The organism is Caballeronia sp. HLA56, from assembly GCF_054655155.1.
In genome coordinates this window covers 733,462-753,925 of record NZ_BAAHOB010000003.1, presented here as the reverse complement: position 1 = coordinate 753,925, position 20,464 = coordinate 733,462, and the positions used below count along the sequence as shown (strand labels likewise).

Here is a 20,464-nt window from a genome sequence, read left to right as displayed (position 1 = left end):
GCCGCGTACGTCACATCAGAACGGATACTGCTTGTAGTTGGTCTTGTCGACATCAACCCAACCGGTACCGCGCACGATCACACCCTTGCCCGGGCCCTTGCTCACGGTGACTTTGTTGTATCCGGTAATGCCGAGGTCCGTACCGTTGTCGATGGTCTTGCCTTCCACCAACATCTGCGCGACCTTGTTCATTGCGAGACCGGCGAGCTTCGGGTCCCAGAACGCGATGCCGTTGACCGCTCCGCTTTCGAGGAACTTGCCTGCTTCAGTCGGCAGGCCCGTGCCATACACGCAGATCTTGCCGACCTTGCCCGCTTCTTCCACTGCACGGCCAATGCCGATCACATCCAGCGACGACGAGCCCTGAAAGCCCGTCAGATCCGGATGCTTGCGCAGCACTTCCTTCGCGACCTGATAAGCACGCTCGCCGTCGTTATTCGTTTCAAGCTTCGGCTCGACCAGATCCATTTTCGGATATTTGGCCTTTGCATTGCCGATACCGCCATCGGCCCATTGCACTTGCGAGCGGCTGCCGAGCGAGCCCACCAGCACGGCCCACTTACCCTGGCTTCCCATGCACTTCGCAAGACGTTCGTTCAAGCCCGCACCGTAGGCGGTGTTATCGAACGCTTCGATATCCACCATGGTGTTCTTCGCGTTGTCCGCTTCATGCGTGACGACCTTGATGCCGCGATCCATCGCCTTCTTGAGCGCGGGTTCGAGCGTCGGCGGATCATACGGCACGACTGCAATCGCCGTGACTTTCTTCGCGATCAAGTCTTCGATGATCTTCAGCTGTTGCGCGGCATCGGCACGCCCCGGACCTGTCTGATACACGGAGATGTTCGGATTGTCCTTGCCGAACTGCTTTACGCCTTCGTCCATGCGATTGAACCAGTTGATGCCGGTCACTTTCACGACCGTCACGATGGTCTCGTTGTTCGCAGCTTGCGCGGCTGCAATGGCTCCTGCTGCAAGCGCGATTGCCGTGAGCGCGGTGGTGATTTTCTTGAGTTTCATTGTGCTGTCTCCTTTGCCTCTGTCACTTGGCCTCTTTATGAATCACGGGGAAATAAAAGCGTTTCAACGTCCGGTCGATGCGGGCGGTTGCGGCACCTTGCTGGAAGGCTTCGCGCCGCCTATACCGAAGATTGCGCGCACGCGTTCGCCACCTGCGAATGCAAGCGATGCAAGCAGCAAGAAACCCCACGCGCAGTCACCGAAGAATTGCGACACGCCGAGCAGATTGAACAGGCTCGACAGAAACTGCAAGACGGTCGCGGCAAGAAACACGCAGACTATACGTCCATAGCCGCCAGCGGGATTCACGCCGCCCATGACTGCGATGAGGATTGCGATCAGCAAATACGAATTGCCGTAATCCCATTTCGCGCTCGACGTATGCGTCGCGCTGATGAGTCCGGCAAGCGATGCAAGCACGCCGCAAAGACCATACGTGACGATCAGCATGCGCGTGCGCGGAATGCCCGCATAAAACGCGGCCTTCGGATTCGTGCCCATGAGATACAGCCGCAGACCGAACGGCGTGCGCTTCAATATCCAACCGAGCAACAAGACGGCGGCGACGAAAATCCACAACGATATGGGTACTTGCAGGAAGGTGCCGTTACCGATGTTGGAAAGCGGATCGACATATTCCACCCGCACCGAAGCACCGTTACTCAGCACCACCGCGATACCCGTGAACAGCAGTTGCGTGCCGAGCGTGCAGAGAATGGGCGTCAGCCTCAGCTTCGCGATCACCACGCCATTTAGGATACCGCCAAGCGCACCCATTGCCACGACGATGCATACGAACACGCCGGTATAGAGCGCCGGTGAGTCGTCGCCCGAGACCATTTGCGGCAGCAACATTGCCGCGACCATGCCGGACAGATTCGCGAGCCCCACTCCGGACAGATCGATCCCGCCATTGCCCGACACCATCGACAGCATGATGCCGAGTGCGAGCAGCCCGAGTTCGGGCAACTGTCCGCCCATCGACTGAAGATTGTCGATGTCGAGAAACTGTCCTTTGGAAAGCCATGTCGCGATGATCACGACCAGCAAGTTCACGCCGACCAGAAAGTTCAGCTGGCGATCGGCGAGCCACTTCGATCCCTTCATCGCACCTCGCTCCTTTCGCCGAGCACAGCGTTGATTTCATCGAGACGCGGCATCGACGGAGCGGTGCCCGCGCGCGTCACCGAAAGGCTCGCCAGCGCGCAACCAAAGCGCACGGCAGCCAGTGCCGAATCGCCGCGTGCAAGCGCCGCTGCGAAGCCGCCTGTGAAGCCATCGCCCGCGCCTGCGGTCTCGACTACACGGCCGCAGTCGAAGGCCGGCACGAGTTCGGATTTGCCGCCCGACGTATGCAGCAGTGCGCCCTTTTCTCCGAGCGTGACGATCACCGCACGCGCGCCCTTCTTGAGCAAGACATCCGCTGCGCGGCGAGCGTCATCGACCGATTCGATCGCCACGCCCGTGAGCGCGGTTGCTTCCGTTTCATTGGGCGTGATGTAGTCGCAGAGCGGATAGATGTCGTCGGTGAGTGGAAGCGCTGGAGCGGGATTGAACACCGTTGTCACGCCATGCTTGCGCGCGAGTTCGAGACCACGACGCGCAGCGGGCAGCGGCTGTTCGAGTTGTGTGACGAACACGGATGCACGTGCGATATCCGCTTCGATCGCCTCGATGTCTTCGGGTCCAAGCGTGCCCGCAGCGCCGGCCGCCACGATGATCGCGTTGCCGCCCGTGTTTTCGTCGACGTAAATATGCGCGGCACCCGTGGCGATGTCGTCCAGCACGGTCGCACGCGATGCGATGCCTTCAGCCGCCCACGTTGCCTGTGCGATTTGGCCGAACGCGTCGTTGCCAATGCGCGTGCAGAAGATCACGTCGGCGCCCGCACGCGCGGCCGCCACGGCCTGATTTGAGCCCTTGCCACCCGGACCCATTGCAAACGCCGAGCCTGCCACGGTTTCGCCAAGCAAGGGCATGCGTTGTGCACGGAACGCGAGGTCGGTGACGTAGATGCCGAGAATGACCACGCTCATCGCGCTTCTCCTTCAGACGCGTCGGCAGCGAGCTGCACGCCCTTCTTGAAGATGAAGCAGCCATAACCGCGCGCTTCGCCCGTGGCTATCACGCAATACGCATTCTTGGCGCGTTCGTAGAACGCAAAACGTTCGATCGGCGCGAAAGCCTGTGCACGCCCTTCTGCGTCGTCCACTTCGCGTTGCGCCTCGCGTTGCACGGCAGGCAAAGTAGTTGCATTGCCAACTACTTCCATGCGGCCTGCCGGATCTTCGACGAACGTATCGAGCGGCAACACCGAAAGCACGGCACGCACCGCACGTGGCGCGCTCGCGCCATCCATGCGCAGCACCTTGCCTAACACCGTTTTCCGGGCCACCGAGTCAGCGGGAAAATGAGCATCGCAGATCACCACTTCGTCGCCATGTCCCATCGCGGCAAGCGCGTACAGGATGTCGGCATTCAATAGTGGATCGATATTCTTCAGCACAGCGTCTCCTCCATGCATGGGCGCGCTTCGTCCCGAAGTCTTCGCCCTTCAATTCTCACATGCGTACCGTCGATCAATCGCCGTACGGCACCCAGATATTCTTCACCTGCACGGCCTGCCGCAAGAACGGCAAGCCTTCGCTCGATGCATCGTGCCAGTCGAACACGCGACCGTTATCGACGAACGTGCGTTTCAGATTACCCACCGACTCACGTTCGGCCAGCGTCGAAAGGGCCGCGCCGTGGAAGGACCAGAGCGCGTCGACATCGTCGTGCTGCGCGAGCGTTTGAGCCAGCGAGCGTACATCGCCCGTGACGATATTGAGCGCACCGCCTGGCACATCCGACGTTTCCGCGATCTGATAGAAGTCCGTCGCCATCAGCGGACACGTCTCGCTCGGCACCGCGACCACGCGATTACCCAGCGCAAGCGCGGGCGCCACCAGCGACACGAAGCCGAGCAACGGCGCTTCGTCGGGACACACCACGCCGATCACGCCGAGCGCTTCGTGCATGGCGAGCGCCACACCGTGCAAAGGCGGCGCATGCACCGCTCCGTCGAATTTGTCGGACCATGCCGCATACGTAAAGAAACGCGCAATGGATGCTTCGACTTCGCGCTTCGCATCGCGTTCGCTGGACCCGGCACGCGTGACGAGTTGCCTTGCGAACTCATCGGCGCGCGCACTGAGATTCTCGGCCATGTAATACAGCACCTGCGCGCGATTATGCGCGCTTGCGGCCGTCCACTTCGTCATGCTGCGCCCAGCGGCCACCGCGTTGCGAATGTCCTTGCGATTGCCCTCGCCCACTTCGCCGACAATCTCGCCCGAAGGCGAACGCACGAGCCGCGAATAGCCGCTATCGGGCCGCGCTTGCTTGCCGCCGATAAAGAGCTTCGCCGTGCGGTCGATGGTGCTGACATTGCCCGTATCGAGCAACGCATCGGGCTGTGCCGGCGTTGCCTTCGTTTCACCGCGAACCGGCAGCTTCGCCCAGGCACGCGGTTTCAGGTACTCGTAGATACCTTCGCGTCCACCTTCGCGACCAAAGCCCGACTCGCGATATCCGCCGAAGCCCACGGCTGCGTCGAAGAGATTGGTTGCATTGATCCACACGACGCCGCATTGCAGGCGCGGCGCAACGTCCAGCGCGCGGCTGATGTTCTCGCTCCACACGCTGGCCGCGAGACCATAGCGCGTGTTATTGGCCAGTGCGACGGCTTCCTCGGGCGTGCGAAAGCTCATCGTCACGAGCACTGGACCGAAGATCTCTTCCTGCGCAAGCGTGCTTGCAGGCGCCACGTTGGTCACGAGCGTCGGCGGAAAAAACGCGCCGCCTTCGGGCAACGTGAGACGCGACGGCTGGAAGATGGCGCAGCCTTCGCTTTCGCCCTTGGCGACGAGCGAACGAATACGTTCGAGTTGCACGTCATCGACGATAGCGCTCATGTCGATGCCTTTATCGAGCGACGTCCCGACCCGCAGCGTCTCCATGCGGCGCTTGAGCTTGTCGACGAAAGCCGCTTCGATGCCTTCCTGCACGAGCAAACGCGAACCCGCGCAGCACACTTGTCCTTGATTGAACCAGATGGCGTCGACCACGCCTTCGACCGCGCTATCGAGATCGGCATCGTCGAATACGATGAAGGGCGACTTGCCGCCCAGTTCGAGCGTGAGCGATTTTCCCGAGCCCGCCGTCGTCGCGCGAATCTGCCGACCCACTTCGGTCGATCCCGTGAACGCAATCTTCGCGACACGTGGATGCTCGACGAGCGCCGCACCCGTGCGGCCATCGCCCGTCACGACATTGAGCACGCCTGCCGGCAAGCCCGCGCGATGCGCCAGTTCGGCGAAGAGCAACGCGGTAAGCGGCGTGTATTCGGCCGGCTTGAGCACCACGCAATTGCCGAGCGCGATAGCCGGCGCGATCTTCCAAGCAAGCATTAGCAGCGGAAAATTCCACGGCACGATTTGCCCGATGACACCGAGCGGCGCCCAGTCGGCGAACTCGCGATCCTGCAACTGCGCCCAACCCGCGTGATGCAGAAAATGCCTCGAAACAAGGGGGATATCGATGTCGCGCGACTCGCGAATCGGCTTGCCGTTGTCCAGCGATTCGAGCACGGCGAAGAGCCGCGCATGTCGCTGCACCATGCGCGAAAGCGCATAGAGATGCCGCGCGCGTCCCGCACCGCCAATCGCTTGCCAGCCTTCGAGCGCGGCTTGCGCGGCCGCCACGGCAGCCGCAACATCGGCATCGGTGCCTTGCGCGATGGACGCAAGTACTCGCCCTGTCGCCGGCTCGCGCGATTCGAAACGCTCGGCGTTGTCGTCATCGCGCCATGCGCCGTTGATGAAATGACCGAAACGGCCGGCGTGTTGATCGAGCCACGCGCGCACGGCGCGATCGTCTTCCGGTGCGGGTCCGTATTCCATCGAAGAAAAATATTCGGCTACGCTCATGAGGGCTGTCTGTTGGATGCGTGATGCGTGATTCAGGCGACGGGATGGCGATTGAACGACGAATACCGTCCGCTCACATGATGTTCGAGTTGCCGCTCGATATCGGCGAGAAGGCTCGACGCGCCGATGCGGAACAACTCCGGTTCGAGCCATTCACGCCCGAGTTCTTCCTTCATGAGGATCTGATATTCGAGCGCGGTCTTGGCCGTCGAAACGCCGCCCGCAGGCTTGAAGCCGATGGCAACGCCGGTGCGTGCCAGATATTCGCGGATCATGCGCACCATGACGAGCGAGACGTCGAGCGTGGCGTTGACGCTTTCCTTCCCCGTCGATGTCTTGATGAAATCCGCGCCGGCCATCATGCAGATCATCGATGCCTTGGCGATGTTCGACAGCGTGCGGATGTCGCCCGTGCCGAGAATCGCCTTGACGTGCGCGTTGCCGCAAGCGGCGCGGAAGTCGCGCATCTCGTCGTAGAGCGCCTTCCAGTTACCGGTCAACACGTACTCACGGGTGACGACGATATCGATCTCTGCCGCGCCGTCCTTCACCGAGGCCTCTATCTCGCGCAACTTGAGTTCGTGCGGATTGAGACCAGCGGGAAAACCCGTGGAGACGGCCGCGACCGGAATGCCGCTCCCTTCGAGCGCGTTCACGGCGGCTTTGACATAGCGGTGATACACGCAAACCGCGCCCGTCCTGATCGATCCAGGCATCATGCCGAGCGCTTCGAGCAAATCGTCTCGCACCGGGCGACGCGCCTTTGCGCAAAGACGTTCGACGCGCGCGGTGGTGTCGTCGCCGCTCAACGTGGTGAGGTCGATGCAGGTGATCGCCTTGAGCAGCCACGCGGCCTGCGCGTCCTTCTTGACCGCGCGACGCGTGCCAAGCGTGGACGCGCGGCGCAGCACGGCGGACTGATTCACGCGCAGGCCATCGAGCCATGAGAGGTCGAAGGGCACGCCAGGATTACGATCGCTCACATGCCCGGCTTGGACTTTCCCGGGCCACGCGACGACGGACTTCTGTGCAGTTTCCAGCATGAGATCGGGGTGCTGCGGTCTTGTGCGACGCACAACATGTTTTGATAGATTGATCTCATTCTAAATCACATTTGTGAAGATCGTAACATAGGGAAAGTTCGGAGGCGCTATGAGAGGATTTAGGGCATGGGGCTTGCGGACGGTTTGCTTTCTCATACGCTGGAGCCCCCATGCATATCATTTGCCACATGATGTCCTCGCTCGATGGCCGCAGCCTTACCGACGGCTGGCATCTCGACTTTGCATCGCCGTGTTATGAAGAAACCGCCGCGACCTTCAAGGCCGATGCCTGGGCGTGCGGCCGCGTCACCATGCAGGAAATCTTGCACGGCAAGGACAAGGATTATCCGCGTGGCCTCGCCAAAGGTCCTATCGAACGCACGGACCATTTCGCCAAACGCGACGCAAGCCAGTACGCAATTTCAATCGACCCTAAGGGCCGCGTGACATGGAAGACGAACACGGCACTCGACTCGCATATCGTCGAAGTGCTCGCGGAAGATGTCGATGACGACTACCTCGCCTATCTGCAATCCATCGGCGCGTCGTACGTATTCGGCGGGAAGAAGGATATCGAGCTCGCGCGCGTCGTGGAAACGCTCGAGCGCGAGTTGAAGATCGGCACGTTGATAGTCGAAGGCGGCGGGCATGTATCGGGCGCGTTCGTCAATGCGCAACTCGTCGATGAAGTCAGCGTGCTGATCGTGCCGCTCGTCGACGGCCGCGAGGCGCATCCCTCTTCATTCGAAGTGGCGATGGACAAATGGCAAAAGCCCGCTTATCTCAAGCTCGATTCGGCGAAGACGCTCGATAACGACATGGTGTGGCTGCGTTATAAGCGCAAGGACTAGGCTAGCGCGTCCACGCGCGCGAGGAACGCCAGCAATTCGCCGACAATCGCTTCGGGCGCATCTTCCTGCATGAGATGCCCCGAGCACGCCACTCGCGTGAACCGCGCGCCCGGAATGCGCGAAGCCAATTCGACGCCGCGTTTCGCTGGAATCCACTGGTCTTCCTCGCCCCAAAGAACCGTCACGGGGCAACGCAAATCGCCAAAGCGTGCTTCGATTTCATCGGTATAACGCTGGTCCATCTGCGCGATCTGTCTGTAGAAAGCCGCCTGTCCCGGTTCGCCGATCCACGGCCGCGTGTAGATGCGCAGCACGTCTTCCGAAAGCGGCCGATGCGCCGCGCCTTGCACATAAGCATCGACCATGGCCCGATGTATGTAGGGCGGCACGCCCGCGAACGCACTCTCATGTTCACGAACGTGCAGCACGAAGGGCGATCCCCACGGCGACAGCGCGACAGGGTCGATCAGCATCAAGGAACGATAAACGCAGCCGTTCAGTAGCGCGGCCCGCAACGAAGTGGCGCCACCGAAGTCGTGCGCGAGCACGTCGGGCAACGCGCCCTTCCAGTCACGCTTCCAGTGATCGAGCAATGCCGCGAGCACGCGATTCTGCACGCCGAGCGATACGTCCTGCCCCTCGCGCTTGTCCGACTCGCCGTATCCCAGAAGATCGAAGTAATGCACGCGATGCGTCCGCGCCATCACCGGCGCAATCCGCCGCCATACCTGCGATGAGAACGGCGTGCCGTGCACCATCACGAGCGGCGCGCCCTCGCCTATCGCGCCATAACGGATAGCCTGACCTTCGAAGTCGAAAACCTGGTCGAGCGGCAATGCGCCCGCTGATGAATCGCTCATGGCTCGCTGTCCGCGTTGGATGTGGTCCGACAGCATAAACCACGAACGCGAAATCGGCCGCAACTCTGTTTGCAACTCGTTTTGATGATACGAGTCGCGGCCGGTTAGTTTGCTTAACGCAGATTCGTGCGCGCCAGCTCGACGATTTCGTCGCCACGGCCGCTCAAGATAGCGCGCAGCATGTAGAGACTGAAGCCCTTCGCTTGCGATAGCTCGATGGTCGGCGGCATCGCCAATTCATGTTTGGCGGTGACGACATCGACGAGCGCGGGGCCGTCGTGCGCGAAGGCATCGCGCAATGCGCCCTCCAGTTGCTCCGACTCTTCCACGCGCACCGACCATATGCCCGCGCCCTTCGCAATCTGCGAGAAGTCGGTCTTGCTGAGATCGACATTGGTGTCGAGATAACCGCCCGCCTTGAGCTCCATCGACACGAAACCGAGCAAGCTGTTATTGAACACGACGACCTTGATCGGCAGCTTCAACTGAATGGCGCTCAAGAGATCGCCTAGCAGCATGGACAAACCGCCATCGCCCGACAGTGAGACCACTTGCCGTTGCGGATGCGCCGCTTGCACGCCGAGCGACTGCGGCATTGCGTTCGCCATGGAACCGTGATTGAACGAGCCATGCAACTGACGCTTGCCATTCATCGTGAGATAGCGCGCGGCCCACAACGTGGGCGTGCCGACATCGACGGTAAAGATGGCATCCTCGGCGGCGATGTCGTCGACGAGCTTCGTGAGATATTGCGGATGAATCGGACGGCCAAGCGCCGAAGGTGTCGCGTAGTGATCGAGATCCTTGCGTGCATCTGCATAGTGCTTGAGCGCGTTGTCGAGGAAGCGTCGTTCCGTCTTGCGCTTGAGCTTGGGCAAGAGCGCCGTGAGCGTCTCCTTGATGGTGCCGACAATACCCATGTCGAGCGGCGTGCGCTTGCCGAGCTGCGCCCCGCGCCAGTCTATCTGCACGACCTTCGCGTGCGGCGGATAGAACGGCCGATAAGGGAAGTCGCAACCGAGCAGCACGAGCGTATCGCAGGACATCATGGCGTGATAGCCCGAGCTGAAGCCGATCAAGCCCGTCATGCCGACATCGAAAGGATTGTCGTATTCGATGAATTGCTTGCCGCGCAACGCATGCACGACCGGCGCTCCGAGTGTATCGGCAAGCGCGACCACTTCGTCGTGCGAGCCCGCTACACCGCTGCCGCACATGATGGTCACGGCTTCGCAGCCGTTGAGCATGGCCGCGAGTGTGTCGAGTTGCGATTCGGCTGGAACGATTGCGCTCGGTTCGCTTGCGGTCCACCGTGGTTCGACTCCGGGTCCGTCGCTCAAGGCAACATCGCCCGGCAGCACGATTACCGCGACGCCACGTTGATCGAGCGCCGCGCGCATCGCACGTTCGAGCACGCGCGGGAACTGCGATGCGTTCGACACCAGTTCGACGAAGTGACTGCATTCCTTGAAGAGCTCTTGCGGATGCGTTTCCTGAAAGTATCCGAGGCCGATTTCCGTCGATGGAATATGCGCGGCAATGGCCAGCACGGGCTGTTGGTTACGATGACAGTCGTAAAGCCCGTTGATGAGATGCAGATTGCCGGGACCGCAACTGCCCGCGCAGACGGCGAGCTTGCCGGAAGAAGCTGCGTCCGCGCCCGCGGCAAAGGCCGCGGCTTCTTCGTGGCGAGTATGCATCCAACGAATAGACCCGACTTTATCGAGGCTGTAGGCAAGCCCGTTGAGGCTGTCGCCCGTCACGCCCCAGATGCGTTCGACGCCCGCAGCGGCAAGCGTCTTTGCCAGATAGTCGGCGATGGTGCTTTTGGCCATGTTCACTCCAATGACATACAGGGTTCGTTGGACGGTTGCACGTGTACTTAGACAGAAGAAATATCACAGTGCACGCTAACGCGTCGTAAACCGTGCTGTCATACCAAGGGCCCGGTCCGAAGACCAGGCCCCTGGTGAAGCGTTTTCCAAGGTCGTCGAGCGTTATTTCATCGACATCAGATGCGGCAGAAACTGCGGAATATGCGGGAAGAAAATGATCAACAGTAAGTCGATCACGAGCGCGAGAATGAAAGGCAGAATCGCACGCGTCGCCTTTTCGACCGATACACCACCAATGGACGCCGCCGTGAAGAGGCAGAAGCCAATAGGTGGCAGATTAATGCCGATAGCCGAATTGATCAGCACGATCACGCCGAATACGACGGGATCGATATGCATCTGCACGACGAGCGGCAGGAACACCGGGATTATCACCGCGATACTCGAAATGGTTTCGAGCACCGTATGCGCCGCGATCAGAAACAGGTTGATGAGAATGAGCAGGATGATCGCGCTCGTCGTGATCGCAAGAAAACTGTTCGCCACATGCAAGGGAATTTGCGCTTCGATGAGATACCGGCCGAGCACGAACGCAAGACCCAACAGGAACGACACGCGCGTCGTGTTCACCGACGTCTTGACGAGAATCTCCTTGAAATGCGAGAGCTTCAAGGTGCGAAAGATGAACGCGCTCACCAGCGTGACGTACACCGCCGCAACCACGCCTGCCTCGACCGGCGTGAAGATGCCGCCAAGGATGCCGCCCAGAATGATGATCGGCGTGAGCAAGGCCCAGAATGCTTCGCGAAACGTAGTCCACAACTTGCGTGCGCTGAACGGCTCGACCGCGCTGTAGTCGTTGCGCACGGCGGTCACGTAGTTCACGATCATGAACGAAGCGACCACTAGGAGCATCGGCAAGATACCGGCAATAAACATCGTGCCTACCGATACATTCGCCGTGTAAGCATAGACGAGCATGCTCATCGATACCGGCGAAAGCAGCCCGAGCGATCCCGCCGCCGATTGCAATGCCACCGCGAACGCACGCGAATAGCCCTTCTTCACCATGCCCGGAATCATCACGGAGCCGATCGCCGCCGTATCCGCCGTGGCCGATCCCGAGAGGTCCGCGAAGAACATGCTCGCGACAATCGTGACCTGGCCGATACCGCCACGCATGAAGCCGACGAGCGCTTGCGAAAACTCGATGATGCGTCGCGAAACGCCGCCCGAATCCATGATCGCGCCCGTGAGCATGAAGAACGGAATCGCGAGCAGACCCACGTTATTGAGGTTCGAGAAGAGTTGTTGCGGAATGACGAGCAGCGGCGTGCCATTGATCGACAACGCCAGCGTCGCCGCGATACCAATACAGATGGCCACCGGTACACCGAGGCCAAGCAGCCCCGCGCCTAGAGCGATTGCCCACATGATGTCTTTATCCTAGAGATGGTCGGACACGCCTTCGATCAAAGTGGCGTTGGTCTGCGTCTGCGGCGCGAGGTGCGACACGACGATGCGCACCAGCGAATGAAACACGAGCAACGCGCCGCACACGGGAATGGAAAGATACGGATAGACCATCGAGATGGGAATCGATGCGGCCGTCTCCGTGCCCATCAACGCGAGCATGTCCGAGCCATACGCGACGAACACGGCGCCGAGCGCGAGAATCGCGCAGTCCGTGAAGTCCTTGAGCAAGGGCGCGATCGCCGCCGGCACGCGATCGGCCAGCACGCGCACTTCGGGATGTGCGCGTAACTTGACGCCTGCCGCCGCACCCAGGCACGTGAGCCAGACGAAGAGATACGCCGCGGCTTCGTCGGACCACGAAAGCGAGTCGTGCAGCACGAAGCGGAACACGACCCCGAGACCGGCGACGATCACCGCTGCCAGCAAGAGGCAACTGCTGACGAACAGGTTCAGCTTCAGAACCATGTCGTCGATGAACATCAAGCCACGCGCGAGCTTTTCCATACGGGTTTCCTCCGGCACTTCCGGTGACAAAGGCGTCATTTGGATGCCACGGACGAGGCCTGCTTGGCCGCGTTCATCTCGGCGTAGAGCGCGGCGCCATCCGGAATCTTCGCAACGAGTTCGTCACGCGCGGACTTCGTGGCTTCGGCCCACGGCGCAGTGTCGACCATCGTCACTTGAATGCCCTTGGCCTTCATCGTCGCGAGTGCGGCGTCGTATTCGCGCTTGTACTCCTTCAGGTCGAAATCGGCGGCGACCGCGGCTGACTCTTGAAAAGCCTTCTGGTCAGCAGGCGACAGCTTGGTCCAGGCGCTCTTGCTCATCGCGAGCACGACGGGCAGGTAGTTCACGTGCGTCACATAGAAATGCTTGGCGACGTCGGAGAACTTGTCCTGCACGAATTGCTCGGGCGATGTGTCCGCGCCATCGACGAGGCCTTGCGACAGCGCGAGGAACAACTGGTTATAGGCGAGCGGCGTGGGGTTCGCGCCGAGCGCCTTATAGCCCGCGATATAGCCGGGGCTTTGCATCACGCGCACCTTCAGGTCCTTCATGTCGGCAAGCGACGTGACTGGACGTTTGGTCGTGAAGAGATTGCGTTCGCCGACAGCAAGCCACGTGAGACCGACCATGTTGACCGGCTGCATCATGTCGAGATACTTGCGGCCGACGGGTCCTTGGAGCACCTTGTTCGCCTCATCCATGCTGCTGAAGAGATAAGGCATGTCGAAAATCTGCCATTGCTTGATCGTATTGTCGATCGGCGCTTGCGCGGAGATCATGAGTTCCTGCGTGCCAGTGCGCAACGCCTGCGCCATCTGCACTTCGCCCCCGAGTTGCGATTGGGGAAAGAGCTGAATCTCGACATGGTCATGCGTGCGTTGCGCGACTTCCTTGGCGAAGACCTGCGCGGTCAGTTGATAGTGATTGTCCGGTGCGAGCGTATGCCCAAGCTTCATCACGACCTTGTCTTGCGCCATCGCACTGCCTGTTGCGGCGACGCACAATGCGGCGAGCACGGCGCTCATCGTCACGCGCAACGAGCGATGCGCCTTGAAAAGCGAATTCATGTTGTCTCCTTCCCACGTTCTTCACGATATGGACACCGCCTTCTGCCTCTTCTTGTGCCTCATGTGTCGTGCATGTCGAAGAGCGACGGGTTGACGCAAGTATTTGTGATCGCGTCAACGGTGCGTTAGGACCAGGCTCCAGATTTCTTGTACTTTTTAACGCTGGTTTCCATGCAAACGCGACGTGACGCTAAAAAGTCCAAAAGATCGCGCGAACCGTCCTACCGCGTGAACCAAGCGCATCTTTAAAGTGACTTCCACGTTGACGGTGTGTCGCTCGCAAGCGATACGCCGTGTTTACCCCACCTAATACACTGGTTCGTCAACATGGCCAAACGCCCGCACATGGACTGTTATGCAATCGGCGATACCGCCGATTTCGCAAAGACCGTATCCGAATACGACATCTATGGATTTGCCGGGATAGTCGGCGACTTTTACGCCGTGCATCTGAACGAAGAGTTCGCCAAGACCACGCGCTTCGAGAAGCGCATTGCGCAAGGCTGTCTCTCGGTCGGCTTTCTTTCGACAGTCATGGGCCATATGGCGGCGAAGGCGCCGAGTCCGGGCGCGGTGTCGTATCGCTATGACATCACGTTCAATGCGCCGGTGTTTATAGGCGATACGGTCACTGCGCGTCTCACGCTCGAAGAGAAGGATGAAGAGCGCAACGTGTGCGTATTCGTCGCCGATGTCACGCGGCAAGACGGCGTGGTCGTGGCATCGGGCAAGACTTACCTCAAGGTGCTGTGACACGATGCTGATGAACACCTCGCCCGTCATAGCGGAACAGCACGGCGCGCTGCGTCTCCTGACGCTCAACCGCGCCGATAAACTCAATGCCTTCACGCCGGAAATGCTCGCGGCGCTCGAAGCAGGACTCGACGATGCACTCGCCGACGATGCAACGCGCGTCATCGCCGTCACGGGTAGCGGTCCCAAGGCCTTCGCTGCTGGCAACGATATCGAGCGGCTGGTTACGCTCGACAGCGCGGGCGCGTATCGTGACATGGTAGCCGGGCAGCGCGCGTTGTTGCGCCTGCATGAAAGCGCCAAGCCGACCATCGCAATGGTCAATGGCTTCGCGCTAGGCGGCGGTTTCGAATTGGCGCTTGCCTGCGACTTCGTGATTGCATCGACGAAAGCGAGCTTCGGGTTTCCCGAGATCACGCTCAATACCATGCCCGGCTGGGGTGGCACGCAACTCGCCGTCGCCAAGATGGGGCTCGCCTGCGCCAAGCGATTCGTGTTGAGCGGGCGGCGTCATACGGCTCAGGAATGCGCGTCGTTCGGCTTTCTGCATGAGATCGTCGAACACGATGCATTGTTCGATACAGTGCGCGAGTTCGCCGAAACACTCGCCGTCTACGACCCCTTCGCAATGGAAATGGCGAAGCGCGCGCTCAATCGCGCGAACGAAATGCCCTTGTCCGCAGGACTCGACTTTGAAGCAGCGCAATACGCGGTGAATTTCACGAGTGAAGGCGCGCGCGCGGGCTTGAGGCAGTTCATGGAAAAGCGCCTTGCACGGCGCGCCTCGACCGTGACGGTGACCGAATGAGCACGATACATCGTTTGCCTCACTGGCTCGGCGAAGAGCACGCCATGATTCGTGAAGCCGTTCGCCGCTTCGCCGACAAAGAGATTGCACCGCATTCCGAGGAGCTCTGGGAGCAAGAAGCCTTTCCCTACGATATCTGGCGTCAAGCCGGCGAGCTTGGCTTCACCGGCCTGCCCTATGCGGAGCAATGGGGCGGTGGCGGTGGCGACTGGCTTTCGTTTGTCATCGTGCTCGAAGAACTGGCGCGCGTGGATTGTGCGGTCGCGAACGCCTTGATGGCCAATTCGACTGTCGCGAGTCTCTTGTCGAACTACGGCACATCGACGCAAAAGGACCTTTATTTAAGGCCTATTCTCGAAGGCAGCCAGATCGGTTCGATCGGTTTGTCCGAGCCCGATGCGGGATCGGATGCGGCCAACATCGCCACACGTGCGCGCTTCGATGGCGAGCGCTGGGTCATCGATGGTGCGAAGACTTTCATCAGCAACTCGGGCACTGAACTCGGCGGGCCGGTGGTAATCGCGGCTGTGACCGGTACGCGTGCCGATGGCAAGAAAGAGATTTCGAACTTCATCGTGCCTTCGGACACTACTGGCTATCAAACGGGCCGCAAGCTGCGCAAGATCGGCTGGCGCGCTTCGATCACGCACGAGTTGTTCTTCGAAAACTGCGCAATTCCCGCAGAGAATTTGCTTGGTGAACGCGGCGCGGGTTTGCGTCAGACGCTCGCGCAGATCAGCACAGGCCGCATTTTAATCGGCGCGCTTGCGCTCGGCATCTTGCAAGGCTCGCTCGAACGGTCCGTCGAATACATGAAGACGCGCCGCGCGTTCGGCCGCGCGATAGCGGAGTTTCAAGGCCTGCAATTCAAGGTCGCCGACATGGCGACGCACGCGCATGCCGCACGTCTCATGCTTTACGACGCCGCCACATTGAAGGACAGCGGCGCGCCGTTCGACATGCAGGCATCGCAAGCCAAGCTCTTCGCCTCGGAACAGGCGATGCACGCAGCGCATCAGGCTTTGCAGATACACGGCGGTTACGGCGTGATGGCGGAGTATCCGGTAGCGCGCGCATTCGGCGACGCCAAGGTGCTCGAGATCGTCGAAGGGACATCCGAAATACAACGCATGATCATCGCGCGTGCGGCGCTTGCCTGATAACGCGCGGACGAAGGGGGAGTTTATGCTGGAAGGCATCAAGGTACTGAGTTTCACCCACTTTCTGCAAGGGCCCGCCGCCGTGCAGATGCTCGCCGATGTCGGTGCGGATGTCATCAAGATCGAGCCACCGGGCGGCGCGTTCGAGCGAAGCTGGACCGGCGCGGACGCTTTCGTCGAAGGCGTGAGCGTGTTCTTTCTGCTGGGCAATCGCAATCAGCGCAGCATCTCGCTCGACTTGCGTGAGGAAGCCGCGCGTGAAATCGTGTGGCGTCTGATCCGCGAAGCCGACGTATTGATAGAGAACTACCGCCCCGGTGTGCTCGACAAGATGGGCTTCGGCTATGCGCAAGTGCACGAGGTCAACCCGCGTCTCGTGTATTGCTCGTGCACGGGTTATGGATCGTCGGGTCCCTATCTCAAGCGCCCGGGACAAGACCTGCTATTACAAGCGATGAGCGGCATGACCATGCTTTCAGGTGAAGCCGATTCGCCGCCGACGCCTGTCGGCTCCGCTATCGTCGATCAACATGCAGCGGTGCTGGCAGCGTTCGGCGTGGTTGCTGCACTTCAGTCGCGCGAACGCACGGGTGTGGGTACGCGTGTCGAGAGCAATTTGCTGAACGCGGCACTGGATTTGCAGATCGAGCCTTTCACGTACTACATGAACAAGGGACCGCTCTGGCAGCGCACCCAGCCGCCAACGGGTAGCCGCTTTCATCCTGCGCCCTATGGCGTCTATAAAACGCTCGACGGTTATATCGCGATCTCGCTTACACCGACGCAGAAGCTCTCCAATGCGCTCGATGTCCCCGCGCTCGCCGAGTTCACGCATCCGAAAGACAACGTGCGACGTCGCGATGAAATCAATCGACTGGTCTATGACGCGTTGACCAGGCGCACGACAGAAACATGGATGCGCGTCTTCGAGGAGCACGATATCTGGTTCGCGCCGGTCAACGACTACGAGCAGGTCGAGGTCGACCCTCAAGTCGCGCATAACCAGATGATCATGTCGTTCGAACACGAAGAGGCGGGACCAATACGCGTACTTGCGCATCCGGTGCGCTATGACGGCGAGGCGCCGCCCATGCGACGGCATCCGCCGCGACAGGGCGAGCACACACGTGAGGTGCTGGCCGAACTGGGTTATGACACTACGCGGATCGACGAACTGGTCGATGCCGGCATCGCGCTGACTTCGAGGAGAAATGCATGAGCGCCCAACTACACGCTGCTCCCGCAGCACCCGAACTGCTGCGCTTCGACGATGTGGAAATCGGCCGCTCGCAGGTGGACGTCCACACCGTGGTCGAATCGGCGGTCAATGCGTTCGGTCATCTGTCGGGCGATCTGAATCCCCTGCACATGGAGCAAGCGTTTGCGGAGCGCTCACCGTTCGGAAGACGCGTCGTGCACGGCCTGTTGACGGCCTCGCTCGTCTCGGCCGCACACACGCGACTGACCGGTCCGGGCTTCGCTTATGTCGGACAAGAACTGCGTTTTCTGGGGCCAGTGTTCATCGACGACACCATCACCATCAACGTGACCGTGGTGGAGAAGAAGGACGCCAAGCGAATTCTCGTGATGGACACCATGGTTCGCAATCAACGCGGCAAGGTCGTGCTGAGCGGGCTTTCCGCGCTAAAGGAACTCAAGTTCGAATGAGACGCGTCGGGGAATCCGCCAGTTACGGGCGGCGCAAGCATTCGTTAGACTTCGATGCAGCGCCGCGAAAACGAGCGCAGCACGAATGAAGCGCCGCCCGCAGGAGACGAAAGTTGAGTACCGCATGTGGTTGCCACGTTCCGGTCATCAAGATCGAGAACTACGAATATGGCGCGCACGTCAAGTCGATGGACTTCCACTTTGCGCCGCTCGAAGTCATGAAGTCGACACTGCCTTATCCGCATCGGCATGACTTCTATCACATCGCCTGGGTGGTGACGGGCACGGGTCATCATGTCATCGACTCGGTGCGTTATGAGGTGCGTCCGCAGTCGCTGTTCTTCATGGCGCCAGGCCAGATACACGACTTCGTTCTATCCCCCGATACGGTCGGCTGGTCGATCAGCTTCTCATCCGAGTTCTTTTCGTTTCGCGTGCAGAACCGGCATTCGGAAACCGAAGTGCCGGTGCACGACTTCGATCAGCTTGCCGCAGCGGTCTATCTGAACGACGCGCAAGCGCATGAAATGATGCGTCTCATCGACGGCATGATGGACGAGTATCGCTCGGAACTGCACGGCCATCAGGATGCAATCTGGGCTTATCTGCGTATCTTTTTGCTCAAGGCCGCGCGCATGAGCAGCGCGGCGGCGGTCACGGAGTCGGGCACGTCGCGTAACGTGTTGTTGTCGCGCCGCTTCAAGAGCCTTCTGGAGAAGCATTTTCGCTCGATGAACGATGCCGCCGACTATGCGCGTCTGCTCAACGTGACCGAGCGCGCGCTCAACGAAGCCACGCGCGCGGCGCTCGGCAGCACGGCTGCAAAGCTGATACGCGAACGCGTCATGCTCGAAGCCAAGCGCTTGCTGCTGCATTCCGAAGTGAACGTCGCGGAGATCGCATCGCAACTCTCTTTCGACGACCCCGCTTATTTCAGCCGGTGCTTTCGCAAGCACACAGGCCGCTCACCGATCGACTATCGCCGCAGCCTCGACAAGTTGCATATTTGAACGCGCATTCGGTATTCCATGCAGAAATGTCCAACAGATCCCGCGTTTCATCCTAACGTCGCGTGAGCATGGGTTTTTAGAATCGACGTGCGTGTTCAACGTATTCTGCAACCCACTTGCATGAGACAAGCGCGATGCATTAAGCGCGTCCGCTCTCGTCCACAGGAGACAAAGTGTCGAACGCTACAACCCCGCTTTCCGATATCTATTCACTCACGCAGGACCAGACACGGCTCTTTCGCGAAACGCTCGACCGCACGGCTGTAAAAGTCGCGGCCGATGAATTGAGTTTCGGTGTCGAGTTTCCGCAAGTCACAGGTCCCGATGGCGAATGGGTGCGTCTGCCCGCTTCGCTATCCGCCGGCTATGACAACGACGCCTGGAGTCACGGCAACTGGTTCTGTGGCTTCTGGGTAGGCCTTTTGCTCACGTCGCATCTTCATACCGGCGACGCGAAATTTCTCGAATGGGCGCGTGCGCGCATGCTGCTCGTCGAACAACGCGCGGACGATCCGAACACGCATGACATCGGCTTCATCTTCGACAGCAGCGCGGTGCCCGGCCATCACATCACGGGCGATGCACGCTTTGCCGATATCGCGTTGAAGGCGGCGGACAAACTGCGCGCCCGCCTCGTCACCACGCGCGATGGCGCTTATCTCGCGTCATGGGGACCGCTCGCCGATCCGCGCGGCAGAAGTGCATCCGCAATCGATACGATGGCCAATCTCTCGCTGCTCTACTGGGCGGCGAATCATGCCGATGACGGCAGCTATCGGCATGCAGCGGACGCGCATGCCGCGATGACTGCACGCGCCTTCGTGCGTCCCGACGACTCGACGTATCACGCCGTCGAATACGATCTCGAAACGGGCGCGCGCAAACGTGGCTACACTTTTCAAGGCGCATTCGACGAGTCTGCATGGAGCCGCGGTCAGGCCTGGGCGATCTACGGGTATGCGAATTCCGCGCGCGAAACGGGCAAGCTCGCGTACATTGAACTCGCCGAGCGTCTGGCCGAATACTATCTGCGCCGTCTCGATGGCCGTCAGATTCCCCCTTGGGACTTCGACGCAACCGGCAGCGATGCCGACATCAAGGACACGGCCGCCGCCGCTATCGTCGCATCGGCTTTGCTCGAACTGGCGCGCATTCATCCATCGGCGGATGCCGCAACGAAATGGAGCCGTCACGGAGTCGCGATGCTCGAAGCGTTGTGCCGCGATGAGTTCACCAAGGACGGCGAACACGGCCTGCTGCACAACTCCTGCTATTCGAAGCCGCACAACATTGGCGTGGATGGCGCGACCATGTTCGGCGACTTCTTCTTTGTCGAAGCCTTGTGTCGTGTCGTGCATCCGGGCAAGCTGCGCCCGCTCGACGCACCGCGCATTCCTCTAGCGTAAAGAACAATGCCGGCGACATACGCATGTCGC

Annotated in this window: 19 protein-coding genes; 8 read left to right on the top strand and 11 right to left on the bottom strand. The window is 60.4% G+C overall.

Going from position 1 to position 20,464, the window contains the following annotated elements:
• Positions 1 to 15: 15 nt before the first annotated feature.
• The 6 genes from ACYQ47_RS15360 to deoC all read right to left on the bottom strand — a co-directional run bounded on the left by ACYQ47_RS15360 (position 16) and on the right by deoC (position 7,033).
• Positions 16 to 1,020 carry an autoinducer 2 ABC transporter substrate-binding protein gene (locus tag ACYQ47_RS15360; RefSeq protein ID WP_250468013.1) on the bottom strand — a complete coding sequence of 335 codons (1,005 nt, stop codon included), beginning with the start codon at positions 1,018 to 1,020 and terminating at the stop codon, positions 16 to 18.
• Between the two features lie 63 nt (positions 1,021 to 1,083).
• Positions 1,084 to 2,127, bottom strand: a complete 1,044-nt coding sequence (locus ACYQ47_RS15355) for an ABC transporter permease (protein ID WP_250494051.1) — start codon at positions 2,125 to 2,127, stop codon at positions 1,084 to 1,086.
• Positions 2,124 to 3,056 (bottom strand): ribokinase, encoded by a 933-nt coding sequence (gene rbsK, locus ACYQ47_RS15350; protein WP_244831366.1) that lies wholly within the window; start codon positions 3,054 to 3,056, stop codon positions 2,124 to 2,126. Before rbsK ends, ACYQ47_RS15355 begins: the two co-directional genes overlap by 4 nt.
• The gene (locus ACYQ47_RS15345) at positions 3,053 to 3,526 is read right to left on the bottom strand and encodes an RbsD/FucU family protein (RefSeq protein WP_244831365.1); all 474 of its coding nucleotides are present in this window, start codon (positions 3,524 to 3,526) and stop codon (positions 3,053 to 3,055) included. The genes rbsK and ACYQ47_RS15345 overlap by 4 nt, the downstream gene beginning before the upstream one ends.
• 73 nt (positions 3,527 to 3,599) lie before the next feature.
• Positions 3,600 to 5,990 (bottom strand): aldehyde dehydrogenase family protein, encoded by a 2,391-nt coding sequence (locus tag ACYQ47_RS15340; RefSeq protein WP_459905865.1) that lies wholly within the window; start codon positions 5,988 to 5,990, stop codon positions 3,600 to 3,602.
• Positions 5,991 to 6,022: 32 nt separating this feature from the next.
• Complete coding sequence (gene deoC, locus ACYQ47_RS15335) at positions 6,023 to 7,033, bottom strand: deoxyribose-phosphate aldolase (protein ID WP_459905864.1); 1,011 nt, start codon at positions 7,031 to 7,033, stop codon at positions 6,023 to 6,025.
• Positions 7,034 to 7,203: 170 nt separating this feature from the next.
• On the opposite strand from deoC, the gene ACYQ47_RS15330 reads away from it, so the two are divergent.
• The gene (locus ACYQ47_RS15330) at positions 7,204 to 7,884 is read left to right on the top strand and encodes a dihydrofolate reductase family protein (RefSeq protein ID WP_459905863.1); all 681 of its coding nucleotides are present in this window, start codon (positions 7,204 to 7,206) and stop codon (positions 7,882 to 7,884) included.
• Here the strand turns inward: ACYQ47_RS15330 and ACYQ47_RS15325 are convergent.
• The 5 genes from ACYQ47_RS15325 to ACYQ47_RS15305 all read right to left on the bottom strand — a co-directional run bounded on the left by ACYQ47_RS15325 (position 7,881) and on the right by ACYQ47_RS15305 (position 13,629).
• Complete coding sequence (locus ACYQ47_RS15325) at positions 7,881 to 8,744, bottom strand: alpha/beta fold hydrolase (RefSeq protein ID WP_244831361.1); 864 nt, start codon at positions 8,742 to 8,744, stop codon at positions 7,881 to 7,883. The genes ACYQ47_RS15330 and ACYQ47_RS15325 overlap by 4 nt on opposite strands.
• Before the next feature lie 113 nt (positions 8,745 to 8,857).
• A complete protein-coding gene (gene poxB, locus ACYQ47_RS15320; RefSeq protein ID WP_459905862.1) occupies positions 8,858 to 10,579 on the bottom strand; it encodes a ubiquinone-dependent pyruvate dehydrogenase in 1,722 nt (573 codons plus the stop codon).
• A 162-nt stretch (positions 10,580 to 10,741) separates the two neighbouring features.
• The gene (locus tag ACYQ47_RS15315; RefSeq protein ID WP_244831359.1) at positions 10,742 to 12,013 is read right to left on the bottom strand and encodes a TRAP transporter large permease; all 1,272 of its coding nucleotides are present in this window, start codon (positions 12,011 to 12,013) and stop codon (positions 10,742 to 10,744) included.
• 12 nt (positions 12,014 to 12,025) lie between these two features.
• Complete coding sequence (locus ACYQ47_RS15310) at positions 12,026 to 12,598, bottom strand: TRAP transporter small permease (RefSeq protein ID WP_250494045.1); 573 nt, start codon at positions 12,596 to 12,598, stop codon at positions 12,026 to 12,028.
• On the bottom strand, positions 12,595 to 13,629 hold the full coding sequence (locus tag ACYQ47_RS15305; RefSeq protein ID WP_459905861.1) for a TRAP transporter substrate-binding protein: 1,035 nt from the start codon (positions 13,627 to 13,629) through the stop codon (positions 12,595 to 12,597). The genes ACYQ47_RS15310 and ACYQ47_RS15305 overlap by 4 nt, the downstream gene beginning before the upstream one ends.
• 327 nt (positions 13,630 to 13,956) lie before the next feature.
• On the opposite strand from ACYQ47_RS15305, the gene ACYQ47_RS15300 reads away from it, so the two are divergent.
• From ACYQ47_RS15300 to ACYQ47_RS15270, 7 genes are all read left to right on the top strand, one after another.
• Positions 13,957 to 14,382, top strand: a complete 426-nt coding sequence (locus ACYQ47_RS15300) for a MaoC family dehydratase (RefSeq protein ID WP_244831356.1) — start codon at positions 13,957 to 13,959, stop codon at positions 14,380 to 14,382.
• A 4-nt stretch (positions 14,383 to 14,386) separates the two neighbouring features.
• Complete coding sequence (locus ACYQ47_RS15295; protein WP_459905859.1) at positions 14,387 to 15,190, top strand: enoyl-CoA hydratase/isomerase family protein; 804 nt, start codon at positions 14,387 to 14,389, stop codon at positions 15,188 to 15,190.
• Positions 15,187 to 16,350 (top strand): acyl-CoA dehydrogenase family protein, encoded by a 1,164-nt coding sequence (locus ACYQ47_RS15290; protein WP_459905858.1) that lies wholly within the window; start codon positions 15,187 to 15,189, stop codon positions 16,348 to 16,350. The genes ACYQ47_RS15295 and ACYQ47_RS15290 overlap by 4 nt, the downstream gene beginning before the upstream one ends.
• 25 nt (positions 16,351 to 16,375) lie before the next feature.
• Positions 16,376 to 17,569: a CaiB/BaiF CoA transferase family protein gene (locus tag ACYQ47_RS15285; RefSeq protein WP_250510570.1), complete on the top strand. Its 1,194-nt coding sequence runs from the start codon at positions 16,376 to 16,378 to the stop codon at positions 17,567 to 17,569.
• Positions 17,566 to 18,018, top strand: a complete 453-nt coding sequence (locus tag ACYQ47_RS15280; RefSeq protein ID WP_244831352.1) for a MaoC family dehydratase — start codon at positions 17,566 to 17,568, stop codon at positions 18,016 to 18,018. Before ACYQ47_RS15285 ends, ACYQ47_RS15280 begins: the two co-directional genes overlap by 4 nt.
• Before the next feature lie 113 nt (positions 18,019 to 18,131).
• Positions 18,132 to 19,028 carry a helix-turn-helix domain-containing protein gene (locus tag ACYQ47_RS15275; protein ID WP_244831351.1) on the top strand — a complete coding sequence of 299 codons (897 nt, stop codon included), beginning with the start codon at positions 18,132 to 18,134 and terminating at the stop codon, positions 19,026 to 19,028.
• Between the two features lie 173 nt (positions 19,029 to 19,201).
• Complete coding sequence (locus ACYQ47_RS15270; protein WP_459905857.1) at positions 19,202 to 20,434, top strand: AGE family epimerase/isomerase; 1,233 nt, start codon at positions 19,202 to 19,204, stop codon at positions 20,432 to 20,434.
• Positions 20,435 to 20,464 lie beyond the last annotated feature (30 nt).

What these genes read in the sequence shown, in the direction of transcription:
- ACYQ47_RS15315 (WP_244831359.1), bottom strand. Translation starts at nt 12,013, where the DNA reads ATGTGGGCAATCGCTCTAGGCGCGGGGCTGCTTGGCCTCGGTGTACCG.
- ACYQ47_RS15340 (WP_459905865.1), bottom strand. Translation starts at nt 5,990, where the DNA reads ATGAGCGTAGCCGAATATTTTTCTTCGATGGAATACGGACCCGCACCG.
- ACYQ47_RS15285 (WP_250510570.1), top strand. Translation starts at nt 16,376, where the DNA reads ATGCTGGAAGGCATCAAGGTACTGAGTTTCACCCACTTTCTGCAAGGG.
- poxB (WP_459905862.1), bottom strand. Translation starts at nt 10,579, where the DNA reads ATGGCCAAAAGCACCATCGCCGACTATCTGGCAAAGACGCTTGCCGCT.
- ACYQ47_RS15330 (WP_459905863.1), top strand. Translation starts at nt 7,204, where the DNA reads ATGCATATCATTTGCCACATGATGTCCTCGCTCGATGGCCGCAGCCTT.
- ACYQ47_RS15325 (WP_244831361.1), bottom strand. Translation starts at nt 8,744, where the DNA reads ATGAGCGATTCATCAGCGGGCGCATTGCCGCTCGACCAGGTTTTCGAC.
- ACYQ47_RS15310 (WP_250494045.1), bottom strand. Translation starts at nt 12,598, where the DNA reads ATGACGCCTTTGTCACCGGAAGTGCCGGAGGAAACCCGTATGGAAAAG.
- ACYQ47_RS15300 (WP_244831356.1), top strand. Translation starts at nt 13,957, where the DNA reads ATGGCCAAACGCCCGCACATGGACTGTTATGCAATCGGCGATACCGCC.
- ACYQ47_RS15290 (WP_459905858.1), top strand. Translation starts at nt 15,187, where the DNA reads ATGAGCACGATACATCGTTTGCCTCACTGGCTCGGCGAAGAGCACGCC.
- ACYQ47_RS15360 (WP_250468013.1), bottom strand. Translation starts at nt 1,020, where the DNA reads ATGAAACTCAAGAAAATCACCACCGCGCTCACGGCAATCGCGCTTGCA.
- ACYQ47_RS15355 (WP_250494051.1), bottom strand. Translation starts at nt 2,127, where the DNA reads ATGAAGGGATCGAAGTGGCTCGCCGATCGCCAGCTGAACTTTCTGGTC.
- deoC (WP_459905864.1), bottom strand. Translation starts at nt 7,033, where the DNA reads ATGCTGGAAACTGCACAGAAGTCCGTCGTCGCGTGGCCCGGGAAAGTC.
- ACYQ47_RS15295 (WP_459905859.1), top strand. Translation starts at nt 14,387, where the DNA reads ATGCTGATGAACACCTCGCCCGTCATAGCGGAACAGCACGGCGCGCTG.
- rbsK (WP_244831366.1), bottom strand. Translation starts at nt 3,056, where the DNA reads ATGAGCGTGGTCATTCTCGGCATCTACGTCACCGACCTCGCGTTCCGT.
- ACYQ47_RS15305 (WP_459905861.1), bottom strand. Translation starts at nt 13,629, where the DNA reads ATGAATTCGCTTTTCAAGGCGCATCGCTCGTTGCGCGTGACGATGAGC.
- ACYQ47_RS15280 (WP_244831352.1), top strand. Translation starts at nt 17,566, where the DNA reads ATGAGCGCCCAACTACACGCTGCTCCCGCAGCACCCGAACTGCTGCGC.